At 42.4% G+C, this 15,131-nt stretch carries 12 protein-coding genes and 1 CRISPR repeat array; of the genes, 8 read left to right on the forward strand and 4 right to left on the reverse strand.

What is annotated here, in order from left to right; translation table 11 throughout:
* Positions 1-116 precede the first annotated feature (116 nt).
* Both CDG77_RS06635 and CDG77_RS06640 read right to left on the reverse strand, forming a co-directional pair.
* On the reverse strand, positions 117-2,957 hold the full coding sequence (locus CDG77_RS06635) for a DUF3131 domain-containing protein (protein ID WP_094328610.1): 2,841 nt from the start codon (positions 2,955-2,957) through the stop codon (positions 117-119).
* The gene (locus CDG77_RS06640) at positions 2,954-3,199 is read right to left on the reverse strand and encodes a site-specific integrase (RefSeq protein WP_094328611.1); all 246 of its coding nucleotides are present in this window, start codon (positions 3,197-3,199) and stop codon (positions 2,954-2,956) included. The genes CDG77_RS06635 and CDG77_RS06640 overlap by 4 nt, the downstream gene beginning before the upstream one ends.
* A gap of 505 nt (positions 3,200-3,704) precedes the next feature.
* On the opposite strand from CDG77_RS06640, the gene CDG77_RS06645 reads away from it, so the two are divergent.
* Complete coding sequence (locus CDG77_RS06645) at positions 3,705-4,028, forward strand: hypothetical protein (protein WP_094328612.1); 324 nt, start codon at positions 3,705-3,707, stop codon at positions 4,026-4,028.
* 360 nt (positions 4,029-4,388) lie between these two features.
* Positions 4,389-5,445: direct repeats of the CRISPR family, unit length 37 nt; unit sequence ATTGCAATTACCTAAAATCCCTATTAGGGATTGAAAC.
* Positions 5,446-5,616: 171 nt separating this feature from the next.
* Here CDG77_RS06645 and CDG77_RS06650 read toward each other — a convergent pair.
* Both CDG77_RS06650 and CDG77_RS06655 read right to left on the reverse strand, forming a co-directional pair.
* On the reverse strand, positions 5,617-5,940 hold the full coding sequence (locus CDG77_RS06650; protein ID WP_094328613.1) for a DUF1815 family protein: 324 nt from the start codon (positions 5,938-5,940) through the stop codon (positions 5,617-5,619).
* A gap of 135 nt (positions 5,941-6,075) precedes the next feature.
* Positions 6,076-6,585: a gluconokinase gene (locus tag CDG77_RS06655; protein ID WP_094328614.1), complete on the reverse strand. Its 510-nt coding sequence runs from the start codon at positions 6,583-6,585 to the stop codon at positions 6,076-6,078.
* 141 nt (positions 6,586-6,726) lie between these two features.
* On the opposite strand from CDG77_RS06655, the gene CDG77_RS06660 reads away from it, so the two are divergent.
* The 7 genes from CDG77_RS06660 to CDG77_RS06690 all read left to right on the forward strand — a co-directional run bounded on the left by CDG77_RS06660 (position 6,727) and on the right by CDG77_RS06690 (position 15,045).
* Entirely contained in the window at positions 6,727-7,755 is a 1,029-nt protein-coding gene (locus CDG77_RS06660; protein ID WP_094328615.1) for a LacI family DNA-binding transcriptional regulator, read from the forward strand.
* A 98-nt stretch (positions 7,756-7,853) separates the two neighbouring features.
* Positions 7,854-9,290: a glucuronate isomerase gene (gene uxaC / locus CDG77_RS06665; RefSeq protein ID WP_223269723.1), complete on the forward strand. Its 1,437-nt coding sequence runs from the start codon at positions 7,854-7,856 to the stop codon at positions 9,288-9,290.
* Positions 9,291-9,409: 119 nt separating this feature from the next.
* Positions 9,410-10,246, forward strand: coding sequence for an SDR family oxidoreductase (locus tag CDG77_RS06670; protein ID WP_094328617.1), 837 nt, complete (start codon positions 9,410-9,412; stop codon positions 10,244-10,246).
* A 4-nt stretch (positions 10,247-10,250) separates the two neighbouring features.
* A complete protein-coding gene (locus CDG77_RS06675; protein WP_094328635.1) occupies positions 10,251-11,528 on the forward strand; it encodes a lactate racemase domain-containing protein in 1,278 nt (425 codons plus the stop codon).
* A gap of 384 nt (positions 11,529-11,912) precedes the next feature.
* The gene (locus CDG77_RS06680; RefSeq protein ID WP_094328618.1) at positions 11,913-12,833 is read left to right on the forward strand and encodes an RnfABCDGE type electron transport complex subunit D; all 921 of its coding nucleotides are present in this window, start codon (positions 11,913-11,915) and stop codon (positions 12,831-12,833) included.
* A gap of 1 nt (position 12,834) precedes the next feature.
* Positions 12,835-14,208 carry a DUF2330 domain-containing protein gene (locus CDG77_RS06685; RefSeq protein WP_094328619.1) on the forward strand — a complete coding sequence of 458 codons (1,374 nt, stop codon included), beginning with the start codon at positions 12,835-12,837 and terminating at the stop codon, positions 14,206-14,208.
* Positions 14,209-14,394: 186 nt separating this feature from the next.
* Positions 14,395-15,045 carry a hypothetical protein gene (locus tag CDG77_RS06690; RefSeq protein ID WP_094328620.1) on the forward strand — a complete coding sequence of 217 codons (651 nt, stop codon included), beginning with the start codon at positions 14,395-14,397 and terminating at the stop codon, positions 15,043-15,045.
* Positions 15,046-15,131 lie beyond the last annotated feature (86 nt).

Genomic DNA, 15,131 nt, shown 5'->3' on the forward strand with positions numbered 1-15,131 from the left:
TAGTAAGTATTCCCAAATACAACTGATTAATAACAAACACAACTTGGTAATTATTGAAAGTCGCCGGGAAAGCCCATCCCTTCAAGGGATGGGCTTAAAGTAAATTGCGTTTCAACTTACTCTGTGACTGTTGTACCAGTTACTAGTGGAGTCTTTTCGCTACCTGAAATCCAGTAATTTCCAGAACTATCAGAAATTAACTTGGTTTGTTGTCTAGCAATGTTGGGTAAACCTCGCCCAGAATCTCCTTTACTAACTTCTTGCCACCAAGGAGATTGCATGTTGACAGTCGGACGAATTAAAGGTTGTTGATTCATCACTTTGTACAGCAAGGATTGCAAAATCATACTGTTGGTGCTATTAGTGAAACCAACTGCCGTTTTACCCGTGGTTTCATAGAAGCCCTCATAAAATCCGGCTAATGGATTGTATAAATCAGTGGTTCCTTGCAGTAACTCTTGACTGTACTTATTTTCTGGAAGCAGGGCATGATAGGCAAAAGCGACTGCTGTACTTACCAATCGCCCCTTTGGTACAATTTGCCCGTTATCTGCTAAAGCTACCCAAGGCTCACCTTTTCCAGTAATTGTGCTGTGGACAGTGTAAGGTTTGCGATCGATTAAGGTGGTAGCTGAGGCTGTGAGGTTGCCGGTGCGACGGTAACGTTCAGCTTGCGCCTGAAAGATTGGTTGAAAGAGCGATCGCATTTGGGGATCTAGTCCAAACTCCAGCGCATAAAGTAAGAAAGGATTGCTAACTGTATATTGGTTAACTTTTGAGTTGGTATCTGGGCGGCGGCGCTGAATTGGTACTTTCACTCCCTCTACTAAGGCAGTTTGATATTCACCACCAACCGCAGAATGTTCAACATTAAATCCCCATAATTGAAAAGCTCTAGCTGCATATTCTTCATATCCCAAACGGGTTTCAGGGTTGACGCGGGTAAGCGATCGCCCATCTTGCTCTTTGGTAACGGTAGCACTAGAAAGAATACCTTCCCGCACCACACGCAAGTATGACCAATCCAGCACAATTTTATCTACCGCAGCCGTATATTCTGGATGACAGGTTTTTAAGTTGTAAAGCGCTGCTAGTATCCTGCCTAAATCTAAAGCTGACCAACCGTTACCTTCTGCAATTGGATTTCCACCATAATCTACTGATTGCAGCGATCGCGTATCGTAACCCCGACTCGGCAATTCCTGACTAAATAATGGTAATTTTGTCAATGCTGCTAAAAAATGTCGAGTGCGTTGGTCAAATTCCTTCGGAGTAATTATATCGAGCGATCGCGCTGCATGGAGGGCTGCGAGATAATCTCCTAGTCCCCAGAGGGTTGCACCTTTGAAATCACTGCGATCGTCTATCAGCCCATTTTTGGAGTGATAATTTGCTTGAAAGTATCGCCAAGCGGCTTCTGCATAACGCCGTTCAATCAACGTCAGGGGTCGATCTAGTTTGAGGTTAGATGATTGGGGACTATCGACTGGTGGAATAGGTGCAACGGCCACTTCTACAATTTTAGGAGTATCTGTAGGGGTTGCGGTAGGAGGCGTAACAGTAGAATTCGGTTGATTTGCGGTAGGAGGCGTAACACTAGAATTCCCTTGATTTGAGGGTGTTTCAGGAGAAGCATTTTCACTGGGCTTACCAGTAGACACACTCGCAGAACTAGAAGTAATTAAGGGGTGATTTCCCTTAGCTTTGTAGTATAAAATCTCCAAAATCAGCCCATTAGTATTACCTGTCAAAGCTTTATTGGGTTGTTTTGATTCTTCATAGATCCCAGCATAATAACCACTATCATCAGGACTGCGGAGATCCTTGACTACATCAAAAACTTTTTGAGCATAAGCATTATCTGGAAAAAGATAGCGCCAACCAAAAGCGGCTTTGGTGCTGATGCTGCGAAACTGGGGATAAGGTTGATTAGCATCGGTGATTGTTGCCCAGTTTGCACCGTTGGCGTAGACAGTGTTGTAGAGAAAATAAGGCGCTTGGTCGATATTATCTTCTGTGACAGCAGTCAACTGGCCTGTGGTATCAAAACGCCGTTTTTGCACATCTAAAACCCTGGCAGCAAAATCAGCTAACTCACCTTGCAAGCCAAACTCAATCCCATCAAGGATGTAAGACTCACTAACAACGTAATTATTAGCGTTGGTACTTTTAAAGTCACGGGTATCAACGGGAATTTGCACGCCATTAATTTCAACGAACTTAAATGGTTCTAAAGAAATAGCTTTGGGTGCAGAGAAACCCCAAAGTTCATAACCTCTAGCGCCATATTCTTCGTAGCCAAGTCGTCCTTCTTGCACCAGTAAGGTTTTGTTGTCTGGGAGAACAGTCGCGCCAAAAAGTTGTCCATCTTTGAGCGATCGCGCCACTTGCCACTTTGCGACAATTCCTTTGAGCCAATCGTTATATTGGGGATGACAGGTGCGGATGACATCAAATGCCGCCAGGATTCGCCCGACATCCAAAGCAGACCAGCCAATACCTCGCTCAAGGGGATTGTTGCCATAATCAACCATTTGTGCATTGGCTGCGTTATAGACTTTATTCGGCAAAGTATCCTCAAATAATTTCAGGCTGTTGAGAGTCGTCAAAAACTTGTTGATGCGTGTGTCAAAGTCTGCTTGGTCAGTAAGATTCAACCAGCGTGCAGCATTCAACGCCATCAGGTAATTCCCCATGTCCCAGAGTGTACCAGAAGGATAACCCCCTGTAGAATTGGTAAATCCCGTTGCTGGCTGATAGTTTTTGACAAAATACTGCCAAGCACCACGAGCATAAGTTTGTTCTTCAGGTGTCAGAGGGGCTGTAATATTGCTACAGCTATTGGAATTTTGGGATAAGACTGGTGTTGGGATATAAAACAATAATTGCAGAAATGTTCCAACTAGGAACAATGCAATCCATCTCAACAGCTTTTGTTGATGGGGTTTGTATCTCATAATAATGCAAAGCTCTTTAACGCTTGATTTTGAGTTAATGCAGCAACGTTTTTTTTCACAGTTAAATGTGTTAAAAAGGCTTCTATTTCCGCACTCACCATATATTTGGGATGGTAGCGATCGTAAAAACAGATGTAATGCTTAATCCAGTCAGTGTCACTTCTTTCTGTTTGGTAACAATAATGTTGAAGCCGGATTTTATCCTGTACCTGTTCTAAGAGCTTTTTTTGGCGTTCTTCCATAGAGTAATATCTAGAAAATTTACGTATAATGTCCTGATTCGGATGTTATCTGGAAAAATCCTGAATATCACCAATGAATATACTTAAAGTCAGGTGTTTAAAACCAATATTGAGTATTTATACGTAACTATTCGGTCTAATATCTAGAAGGAGGGTATAGGACTCATATTTGATTTTTGAAATACACGTAGGGTGTGTTATGCCGTAGGCTTAACGCACCACCCTTGATGTTTTGGTGCGTTACGGAAGCCGTAACACACCAAAACATACTTAGATTTTTTCAGAAATCAAATACTAGTCCTATATTTAGATATAAAAATTCTGCGTAACTACGCTAAACCAGATACTTGCACGTAAAGTTTCTGGATAATTAGGCGTTATTTAGTGGTAATTCGTTTCTAAGCGACAGCGATTATTGGAATTGGTGCAAAATATCAGATTTTTCCGGTTGAGCCAAAATATAAGTGAATAATTACTTTACATTGAATATGTATAGCTAAACCTCATGGAAATACCCCAGCGCGTATCAGTCCGCTACAAAGATGCGTCCTTCAATAGTAATGAAATCCGCTTAAGAACCTTCCGGCTTGGGTTACAAATATGGGAAGAACAAACCAAGCCTAGAAAAACAGAGCTTTATCAGTTTATATCGTCCTGCTTGAAACAAGTCGATCGCCAAGATCGTTTTATGTTCTCTCTGTTATTCATAGAATTAACAGATCTGATACGCAATTCTTCGCTGGAAAGGGGAACGAAAGAGGTTTTGATTAAAACAGCTTTTAGAGAGTTTGCTTGTGCAATAACAGACTTTGAAGACGTTGCCAAATAAAGTTGATCGTGGGGGTGCTGGTATTGGGTAGGCGTAGCCCAACCCAGGCATCGCCCTAGAGTCAGCTAAACTAATCGAGTAGGATATTTATATGAGTAATCAGCTTTTCAATGAGATTAGTTTTTTCGCTAAATGCGCGGCTGGGTAGGTGTTGGAAAAAGGGTAACTAGAAAAATGGCTGAATTGCCCTATATGCAACAACTTCAGAGCGATCGCATTTATAAACTATCCGCGCACCTTATGGGGACTAGCTTTCAGCCATTTGCCTCTAGCCAAATTCCGACTCCTCGTGTTATGATTTCTCTATTCGCGCAACCGAACCTTGAAAACCAAATAAGACAAGGCTTCCAGAAGCCAGCGATTGCAATTACCTAAAATCCCTATTAGGGATTGAAACAAGCCTAGCAAGGAAGTCACTCTTTAAAATTTCAGATTGCAATTACCTAAAATCCCTATTAGGGATTGAAACGCCATTGTGATAACTGTAAGTAACGTGTGATGCTTATTGCAATTACCTAAAATCCCTATTAGGGATTGAAACCAGCTTCGCCTACCTGTTTACTAAAAACCACATAATTGCAATTACCTAAAATCCCTATTAGGGATTGAAACAAGAACGGGTACTAGCGATCGCTTGCTCTACCCCATTGCAATTACCTAAAATCCCTATTAGGGATTGAAACATTGTGTTGCATCCTATATATGGTGTATTTACCAGATTGCAATTACCTAAAATCCCTATTAGGGATTGAAACATAGCAATATGTTGCCAAGTATTTGCAACTATTGAGCATTGCAATTACCTAAAATCCCTATTAGGGATTGAAACAGCTACATTTTTCAGCGATTGTATATCATTGCTTATTGCAATTACCTAAAATCCCTATTAGGGATTGAAACATTCTCGTGATTAGGAATTAAATATGGATAACCACATTGCAATTACCTAAAATCCCTATTAGGGATTGAAACATTGCCGGAAACACCAAAGGACTATTTAACCCATTCGGATTGCAATTACCTAAAATCCCTATTAGGGATTGAAACATGGACAACTACGGCGATCGCGTGACAGCAGTTAAAAATTGCAATTACCTAAAATCCCTATTAGGGATTGAAACACAAAGTGCCAATAGTTACTGTACCAACGGTGCTTCATTGCAATTACCTAAAATCCCTATTAGGGATTGAAACGGTAAGCAGTGCAAGGCATAACGCCGCACAACACATTGCAATTACCTAAAATCCCTATTAGGGATTGAAACCAAGCTTATACCCCAAGTATTCTGCGCTCGCTAATGAATTGCAATTACCTAAAATCCCTATTAGGGATTGAAACATAGAACAATCACACTTACCACCAACGTAAAAGCTACTTGGATTGCAATTACCTAAAATCCCTATTAGGGATTGAAACCAGTAGATTTTAATTGACTAAAACCTGTGTAATATATACTTTCCGTTGTCTTCACCGACTGAGAATCAGTGATGTCTACGACGGGCTACGCCTACGCACACTCGATTTAGCTTATAACCTGAGTTCAAGCCAGATTCAGTTCTCTTTAGATTTATATTTACGAATTAGCTTTTAAGTCGTCAATTGTATTGCGGGCGAATGCTTGACAATATTAGCTAACTCTTGCAATTGTTTTACTGCTTCAGCACCCTCCAACTTCATTAATTCGCGATCGTCCCACAATTCCATCCAAGTAATCCCGTAATCAGACACTACAAAACGAATCAGATGCTTTTCTCGCAGGCTAACCATGAATGAAGCACTCTTCATTTGGTCGCCGCACGTATAACACGAGGCAGAATATCCATGCTGCTCAAGTACAATTGTCAAGGCTTGCAGGTTCATTACCAAGTCTTGAACGAATTCTTGATGTTGTTGCGCTAATCTTAGAAACACTAGTTTTCTCCTGCTACTACAGTTATGTGGTTGCTTTTAAAACTTCCTTAGACTGACATTCGACGTATTTAGTTGCCAAAAGTTGGTGTTTTTTTTAGACGTGATTAATCTTAATCTTGCGGTGTAAACAATAAGCTAAACGCTCAAAGCCGTTCTAATGTTCTGCACAATTATCTGGGGTGGTTGTGCAACATCCATAGATATGGTGTTCAATGGTTCTTCAAGAGTCTCAAACTGGCTATTGAGGAGTTTTGCACCCATGTAATGATTGCTACGCTCTTGCAACCGTATTTGAATCAACTCATAAGACCCTTTAAGGTAGACTAGTTTGATGCGATCGCTCTTGGAGTTGGCGCTGCGATCGCTATCCGATAGCAAAAATTGCCGATAGCTGTCTTTTAAAGCCGAACAAGCCAGCACGACATTTTTATTTTCTTGTAGCCAATGTTTTATCGCTGTTTGCAAATCTTGCAGCCAAGGCATCCTGTCAGTTTCACTCAACGCAATACCGCACCGCATTTTCTCAACATTCTCTGCTGAGTGGAAACTATCAGCATCACTAAACTCCCAGTCTAAGGAGTCTGCTAGCAGTTTTCCTATGGTCGTTTTACCAGAACCGGATACACCCATGATGATAATAATCATATTTTTCTGAGGAAAAGTTAAGTTATTGAAATGAACGCAGAGCAAAATGTGAGTTGTATTAAAATCTCTTGACAAATAACGATTATTTTCTATAATACATACAATTGCACACGTGTGCAGAGTTTAAAATCTAAGATAAAAATGAATAAACGAAGAATTTCAATTGAAGATATTGCTCGGAAAGCAGGCGTTTCTCATTCCACAGTTTCGCGGGCTTTGCGAGATAACGCTCTCATTAGCCCGAAAGTGCGAGAGGAAATCAAGCAACTGGCGCAGGAGATGAACTATGTGCCAAATGCGATCGCTCAAAGCTTGCAAAACAAACGTACTAATACCATTGGTGTAGTAGTAACTTCCATCGCAGATCCTTTTTTTGCTGAGGTAGTAGATGGCATTGAACAGATAGCCAGACCAGCTGGCTTGAGTGTTTTGTTAAGTGCTTCACACCGAGATTTTGAGCAAGAAATGGCAGCTATTGATACTTTTCATCGCCGGAGAGTAGACGGTATCTTAGTAGCTGACTCACGAATTAGCAAACAGCATATAAAGCAACTAACCCAAATTGCTATACCAACAGTTCTGATTAATAGCCAGACTGAAGATCAATCTGAAATATTTCACTCAGTGGCAATAGACGATCGCTTAGGTGCTAAATTAGCCACAGAGCATTTAATAAGTTTGGGACACACCACCATTGGTTATCTGGGTGTAGGCGATCGCAGCAGGTCAAACCGCGATCGCCTAGAAGGATATAAAATGGCTCTTGCTGAAGCTGGTTTACCACAAAATCCTGATTGGGTTTCAATTAGTGAAGAATATAATACCAGAATCAGCGATGTCGCCACCGGACAAAATATGCTATCTAAACTATTGGCTGCTGAAGTAACAGGCATCTTTTGTTACAACGATATGGTGGCAGTTGGCGCTCTATTAGCCTGTCAAGAACTAGGTATTTTAGTACCGCGAAATTTAAGCCTAGTTGGATTTGATGGTATTGCTTTAGGTAGTTATGTTACGCCAGCACTTACAACAGTCAGCCAGCCAATGTTAGAAATTGGTGGCATAGCCATGCAAATGTTACTCGACTTATTAGAAGAAAAAACTGTAGAAAACCGCGTTTTATCTCCTTTTCTAGTACAGCGTGGTAGTAGTGCAACATTAATAAAGTAATTTTAAATCGTGTCTAAGTAAGTTGGTAGAAATAAATCAAATTATACGAAACGTAAACAGGCTTAAAGTCCTTACTAATGACCAATGACCAATGACCAATGACAAATGACAATATGTTAACCAAAAAACCGAGTTTATCTCCCGATCGCTGCTTTTCTCCAGAACCAGTTCAAAGACGACTAGCCCATCAATTTTTTGACAGCATATCTGCGTTACCTTTGGTCTGTCCACACGGACACGTAGATCCAGCCCTGTTAGCTAATCCAGCAGCGCGTTTTGGTTCACCAACAGAATTATTTATTATCCCTGACCATTACATTTTGCGGATGCTTTATAGTCGGGGCGTACCTCTAGAAGCTTTAAGTATACCTACTCGTGATGGTTCACCAACAGAAACTGACCACCGGAAAATCTGGCAATTGTTCGCCGAACATTTTTATCTATTCCAGGGTACTCCATCAGGGTTGTGGCTCAAAGACGAACTAACTAATGTCTTTGGGGTGGATGAACCTTTAAATTCTCGTAATGCTGGACGTATCTATGATTATCTAGAAGGTTTATTAGCCTTATCTGAGTTTTCCCCTCGTGCTTTATTCAAACGCTTTAACATCGAAGTGCTTTGTACTACTGATGCAGCCAGTGATAACCTAGAGAATCAGCGATTGCTCCACGAAGAAGGTTTTACTCAAATTAGACCAACTTTTCGACCAGATGCAGTAGTTAATCTAGATGCTCCTGGTTGGCGAGAAAATCTGACCAAATTAGAAAGCAGCGTCGGTAGAGAAATTAGCACTTACGCTACTTTTATCCAAGCTTTAGAAGAACGTCGGGCAATATTTAAAAAAATGGGTGCAACAGCTACCGATCAAGGTGCAGCTACACCTTATACCACGCGCCTTTCCGAGCAGGAAGCAGAAGCTATCTTTGCTAGAGCATTAAACGGCAAACTAAATCCAGGAGATGTGGAGCAGTTTACCGGTCATATATTCATGGAAATGGCTCGGATGAGTGTAGAAGATGGTTTGGTGATGCAAATGCATTGCGGTGTTATGCGTAACCATAACTCGGCTTTGTTTGAGAAATTTGGATCTGATAAAGGTGGTGATATTCCCCTCAAAATCGAATGGACTCAAAATCTGCACCCGTTGTTGTCAGCTTATGGAAACGACGGGCGCTTCCGGTTAATCATTTTTGGCATGGATGAAAGCACTTACAGCCGAGAGATGGCTCCCTTAGCTGGTCATTATCCTACTGTCTTGCTCGGCCCGCCTTGGTGGTTTCACGACAGCGTAAATGGCATGGAACGCTACTTCAATCAGGTAATGGAAACTGCCGGAATTTATAATACTGCTGGGTTTAATGATGATACCCGCGCTTTCGTTTCTATTCCGGCTCGTCATAATGTTTGGCGGCGAGTAGCTTGTAACTGGTTAGCCGGATTGGTAACACGAGGATTAGTTGACGAAGAGGAAGGCTATGATATGGCCCGCGCTTTAGCTTACGACCTCGCTAAGAGTGCCTACAAACTCGACTAACACAATTCTCCAAAATCACTCCTAAAATCTCTTCTTTTCCCTCCGCGTACCTCTGCGCTCCTTTGCGTTTAAATATTAAATTTTTTAACTACGAATTGGAACAAGCAAGACAATCATTTATGTCAGACTTAATCTTGAATAAACTTTTTAGCCTAAAAGAGCAAATAGCAGTAGTCACGGGCGGTTCAGGCGTACTTGGTGGAGCAATGGCACGAGGTTTAGCCCTTGCTGGAGCGCGAGTAGTAGTTCTGGGTCGCAATGAAGCACGGGCAAGTGCAGTAGTAGCTGAAATTACCGCCAACGGTGGAGAAAGTATGGCTGTGCTGGCAGATGTTAGCGATCGCTCTCAACTAGAAGTAGCCAGAGATAAAATTATACAGCGCTGGGGTCAAATAGACATTCTGGTAAACTCGGCTGGCGGTAATATTCCGGCTGCCACAATTACCCCTGATGCGACTATTTTTGATATGCCACACACAGCTTTTGAAGAAGTAGTTAGCCTCAACTTACTCGGTACTCTACTCCCCAGCCAAGTTTTTGGTCAAGCAATGGTCGAAAAAAAACAGCCCCACGGTTGTATTATCAATATATCTTCTATGTCTGCGATCCGAGTGATTAGCCGCGTAGTTGGTTACTCAGCCGCTAAAGCCGGGATAGATAACTTTACTCGTTGGTTAGCTGTCGAACTCGCGCAAAAGTATGGGGATGGAATGCGAGTAAATGCGATCGCGCCAGGTTTTTTTATTGGAGAACAAAATCGAGATTTACTCCTAAATGCAGATGGTAGTTTGACCGAACGCGGGCAAAAAATTATCGAACATACCCCCGCCGGACGTTTTGGAAAACCAGACGAATTACTCAGTACCTTGATTTGGTTATGTAGTCCTGGTTCTAGTTTCATCAATGGCGTAGTAGTGCCGGTAGATGGTGGATTTAGTATCTACAGTGGAGTTTAATTATATGTATTCACTGGCTGTAACTAACGGAACACTTTCCGACGAGCAAGTTTCCGGGCTAGTTCATCAAGCTTTGGCAGATCGTCAGTTAGATGGACAGCGTATCCTAGTCTTGATTCCAGATAGTACCCGCACTGCTCCCATCCCGCAAATGTTTCGATTGCTGCATCAGGAGTTGAGTAAAAGGGTAGCGGCTCTAGATTTTTTGATTGCTTTGGGTACACATAATCCTATGAGTGAAGAACAAATCAATCACCTAGTAGGGGTAACACCAAAAGAGCGAGAAACAACCTTTAAAAAAGTTCGCATCTTTAACCACCTGTGGAATGAACCAGATACCTTTATTTCTTGTGGAGTAATTTCAGCAGATGAGATAGCAGAGATTAGCCGAGGAATGCTACATCAATCCGTTGAAGTTCGTGTTAACAAGCTCGTAACACAGTACGATTTAATCATGATTTGTGGCCCCGTCTTTCCCCACGAAGTTGTCGGTTTCTCTGGTGGAAATAAATACTTTTTTCCCGGTATTGGCGGTCAGGAAGTAATTGATATATCCCACTGGTTGGGTGCTTTAATCACCAGTTATGAAATCATTGGGACATCGGGAATAACACCAGTTCGGCACTTAATTAACCGAGCCGCTAACCTGATTTCTACGCCGAAACTTTGCTTGGCGATGGTGGTTGCACCTAAAACAAATCAGCTAGCTGGACTTTATATAGATAAACCTGAGCCAGCCTGGGAAACTGCTGCAAAATTATCCGACAAACTGCATATTACTTATGTAGATAAGCCTTTTAAACAAGTGCTGTCAGTAATGCCCGAAATGTATGATGACATTTGGACAGCTGCTAAAGGAATGTATAAGCTAGAGCCAGTAGTGGCGGACGGAGGCGAAGTAATTATATATGCCCCTCATATTACCGAGTTTAGCTATACACACGGCGAAATACTATCTCAAATTGGCTATCACGTGCGGGATTATTTCCTCAAACAGTGGGATAAATTTAAAGGTTATCCCGGTGGAGTGCTGGCTCATAGTACTCACTTAAAAGGTATGGGTACATTTGATCCTATAGAAGGCGAACAAGCTCGGATTCGCGTCACTTTAGCGACAGGTATTTCTGCTGAACGCTGTGCTGCTCATAACTTGAACTATCGAGATCCGGCTACCATTCGGCCTACAGAATGGGCTAACCGTGAAGATGAAGGGATCTTGCTTGTGCCGAAGGCTGGGGAGATGTTGTATCGGATAACTAACTCTGTAATGGGATTAAAATAATTCGTAATTCGTAATTCGTAATAAAAACGTCATTACAGCCATTTTCACAGGATTTATGCAAAATACCTGTCAAACTATTACTCCGTGTTTTCTGTGCCTCTGTGGTTCGATTTTCCGTTACCTGTGCGTAAGTCTTATTTCAATTAAATAAACCACGCGGTAGGGGCACAGCAATGCTGTGCCCTTATGTCAGATGTGCTTCAAATCCATGAAAACTGTAAATTGAGTCAATTTTTAACGTAGATGGAAAGTGCCTTGCTGACAGGCCGATCGCAGAAGCACAGAGAAAGCTTTGTAACAAAATCTGTAACAGCATTCCTATTTGAGCTAGCACTCGTATAGATTGATGAAAAATCTACGGGTAATCCCGGAATTTAAGGATTAATGCTGCTCAAAGATATACGAGATTATCAAATTCTCTTTCTTGGCTTATTCCTAGTATTGGGAATCGGTACACGAGATTGGACGCTGCGACCAGAATTAATTGGGGTAGCGATCGCCACCAGTCTAGCAACTCAATGGATATTGTCATTAGTCATTAGTCATTGGTCATTAGCAAACAACAAAGGACAAATGACAAATGACAAAAAACAAATGCCTAATCTTCGCAGTGCTTTAATTACCTCGCTGGGACTAAGCCTGTTGTTACGGGCTGATTGCTGGACGACAATGGCAATAGCCGCAGTAATTGCGATCGCTAGCAAGTTTATCTTCAAAATCGGCGATAAGCATTTCTTCAATCCCACCAATTTCGGCATCATATCTGCCTTGATTCTCACCCCCGATGCTTGGGTTTCGCCGGGACAATGGGGTGAAGAGTGGTGGTATGGGCTATTATTTGCCGGCACAGGCGGCATGATTTTGCAGCGCGTTGGTCGTTGGGACACCACAGCAGCTTTTTTGGGTTCCTACTCCTTACTAGAGGCAATTCGCAATCTCTGGCTGGGTTGGACTTGGGATGTTTACTGGCACAGATTGATGAGCGGATCTTTGCTGCTGTTCGCTCTATTTATGATTACAGATCCGCGATCGATTCCCAATTCCCGAATTGGGCGGGTAGTTTGGGCAATCTGCATCGCCGGATTAACTTTTATTCTGCGAAATTATTTCTTTATTTCCACAGCAGTTTTCTGGGCGCTGTTTGCCCTTGCACCATTGACCATCCTGTTAGATGTTCTGTGGTTAGCCCCAAGGTTTTCTTGGCAAGAGGCAGATGAAGAAGCAGGAGAAGTGCCTTTTGTAGAGACGCGATTCATCGCGTCTAATCGATTCATCGCGTCTCTAATTAAAAATGCAGAGGTATAAAATGAGATTTTTTCGACTCTTAACCCCATTATTGTTGGCAATTGTAGCTGTTTTGTGCTTTGCACCAGCAGCTTGGGCATTTTGTGGATTTTATGTAGCGAAGGCTGATACAAAACTGTATAACAAAGCTTCTCAGGTAGTAATCGCACGAGATGGCGATCGCACCGTCTTAACAATGGCAAACGATTTTCAAGGCGAAGTCAAAGATTTTGCAATGGTAGTACCAGTACCAACGGTGCTGCAAAAAGAGCAAGTTCGCGTCACTGAACCCAAGATTATCGAACGCTTAGATGCTTTTAGTGCGCCGCGATTGGTAGAATATTTTGATTCAGATCCTTGTGCCCCAGTTTACCCTCAAGAGTTATCAGTACCAGCGCCAGCAGCAGCAAGAAGTGAGGCGGAGGGTGCAAGAGGCGATCGCAGTTTGGGTGTAACAATCGAAGCACGTTTCAACGTCGGCGAATACGACATCCTAATTCTTAGTGCTAAAGAATCTGGCGGACTAGAAACTTGGCTCAAACGCAATGGCTACAAAATCCCTAGAGGTGCGAAAGAGTTACTCAAGCCCTACATTCGCTCCTCAATGAAATTCTTTGTTGCCAAAGTCAACTTAGATAAATTCGAGCAATCTGGCTATCAGTTCCTTCGTCCGCTACAAATTTCCTACCAGTCACCCAAGTTCATGCTGCCAATTCGTTTAGGCATGATCAATGCCACGACAGAGCAGGATTTGATTATCTACATTCTCTCGCCCCAAGGACAAGCAGAAATCACTAACTACCGGACGGTAAAAATCCCCTCCGACGCAAACGTTCCCTTGTTTGTTAAAGATAAATTTGGTGAATTTTACAAATCAATGTTTCAAACTGCCTACACCAAAGAAGACAGGAAAGTTGGTTTTTTGGAATACGCTTGGGATATGGGTAGTTGCGATCCTTGTTCTGCCGATCCTCTAAGCCAAGAAGAACTCAAGCAAGCAGGCGTATTTTGGCTAGATGATAATTCTGGAAGTAATGTACCAGTATCTCCAAGCTTTCGTCGTCCCTCTCCTACAAGCAGCGTCTTCATCTCCCGGTTGCATGTCCGCTATACCCGCGATAAATTCCCTGAAGACCTGATATTCCAACAAACTGCTAACAGTGAATCTTTCCAAGGGCGTTATGTTTTGCAACATCCGTTCCAAGGGGAACTCAAATGTCAGGCGGGTAGAGAATATAAGCGGTCTTTGCCTAAGCGTTTTGAACAAGAGGCGCAAACTCTGGCTAAACTAACCAACTGGAATATCCAAGACATTCGCAACAAAATGAAGCTGAGTGTTGGTAATCTGACATATTCCTGGTGGGAAAATTTCTTTTCTTGGCTGGGATTATATTGAGGGGATTAGGAATTGGGGATTAGGGACTAGGGACTGGGGACAAAGAGAATTAAAGCCTCAGCCATGCTTTGAAATAGATTCATCTACCTCAAAGACTCAAATCTCCCAATCCCCAACATCTTTTTTTAAGGGGTTGTTATACGCAATACTAAGATATTCTTGCTTTCTTTCTGCCCCAAGATTGTCATGGCTCAATTCGATGAAGAGCTACGCCGCTTAGTTTCCGAAGCCTGTGGACACGCACTTGGAAGTCCTCAGCGTCAGAAGCTGCTCACGCAAATTATTCGCTTGACAGCAAATAGACTCTGGAGGGAAAATACTCCCTACTATCAAGATGCACTACAACAAACTTGGTTGTATTTCTGCCGCAATGTTTGTGAAGGTTTGACTGGTCAAATCTATGACCCCACCTATGGCAGTGTCATCACCTGGCTGAATGCTTACCTAAAACGGAGACTACAGGACTTTTACATTAAGCAGAACCGGGAACAAGCCACAACAGTCCCTCTTCGGGTTCGTCAGTCTACATCAGGTGGAACATGTGAAACAATCGATCCTATAGATAACCTTCCTGCTACTCCCCAAGCACCTCCCATTCTGCAAGAGTTGGAGACATGGGCTAAGACCGATTCTGAAGGAGAACTCTGCCGTACTTGTATTAAAGGGCGACCAGATGTGAATTGTCAGGTGTTAATTCTTAAACGTCTACCCCCGGAAGTTAGCTGGAAAGAATTATCTGAGGAATTTGCGCTGTCAATTCCAACATTAAGCAGTTTTTATCAGCGTCAGTGTCTACCGCGCTTGCGTAAATTTGCTGAATTGGAGGGATTGTTTTAAACAAGGAAGAAAGGGAGTTTGATTGCAGGTCAGAATGTAGAAATGTAACAAAGCCTTGATTGTGTGGGGTTTTTGTTCCTTAACCT

It is taken from the genome of Nostoc sp. 'Peltigera membranacea cyanobiont' 213 (assembly GCF_002245975.1).
In the GTDB taxonomy this organism is placed as follows: domain Bacteria; phylum Cyanobacteriota; class Cyanobacteriia; order Cyanobacteriales; family Nostocaceae; genus Nostoc.

Excerpts from the sequence above, each read along its gene's own strand:
- CDG77_RS06645 (WP_094328612.1), top strand. The coding sequence starts at position 3,705 with ATGGAAATACCCCAGCGCGTATCAGTCCGCTACAAAGATGCGTCCTTC.
- CDG77_RS06675 (WP_094328635.1), top strand. The coding sequence starts at position 10,251 with ATGTATTCACTGGCTGTAACTAACGGAACACTTTCCGACGAGCAAGTT.
- CDG77_RS06685 (WP_094328619.1), top strand. The coding sequence starts at position 12,835 with ATGAGATTTTTTCGACTCTTAACCCCATTATTGTTGGCAATTGTAGCT.
- uxaC (WP_223269723.1), top strand. The coding sequence starts at position 7,854 with ATGACAAATGACAATATGTTAACCAAAAAACCGAGTTTATCTCCCGAT.
- CDG77_RS06690 (WP_094328620.1), top strand. The coding sequence starts at position 14,395 with ATGGCTCAATTCGATGAAGAGCTACGCCGCTTAGTTTCCGAAGCCTGT.
- CDG77_RS06670 (WP_094328617.1), top strand. The coding sequence starts at position 9,410 with ATGTCAGACTTAATCTTGAATAAACTTTTTAGCCTAAAAGAGCAAATA.
- CDG77_RS06660 (WP_094328615.1), top strand. The coding sequence starts at position 6,727 with ATGAATAAACGAAGAATTTCAATTGAAGATATTGCTCGGAAAGCAGGC.
- CDG77_RS06680 (WP_094328618.1), top strand. The coding sequence starts at position 11,913 with ATGCTGCTCAAAGATATACGAGATTATCAAATTCTCTTTCTTGGCTTA.
- CDG77_RS06655 (WP_094328614.1), bottom strand. The coding sequence starts at position 6,585 with ATGATTATTATCATCATGGGTGTATCCGGTTCTGGTAAAACGACCATA.
- CDG77_RS06640 (WP_094328611.1), bottom strand. The coding sequence starts at position 3,199 with ATGGAAGAACGCCAAAAAAAGCTCTTAGAACAGGTACAGGATAAAATC.
- CDG77_RS06635 (WP_094328610.1), bottom strand. The coding sequence starts at position 2,957 with ATGAGATACAAACCCCATCAACAAAAGCTGTTGAGATGGATTGCATTG.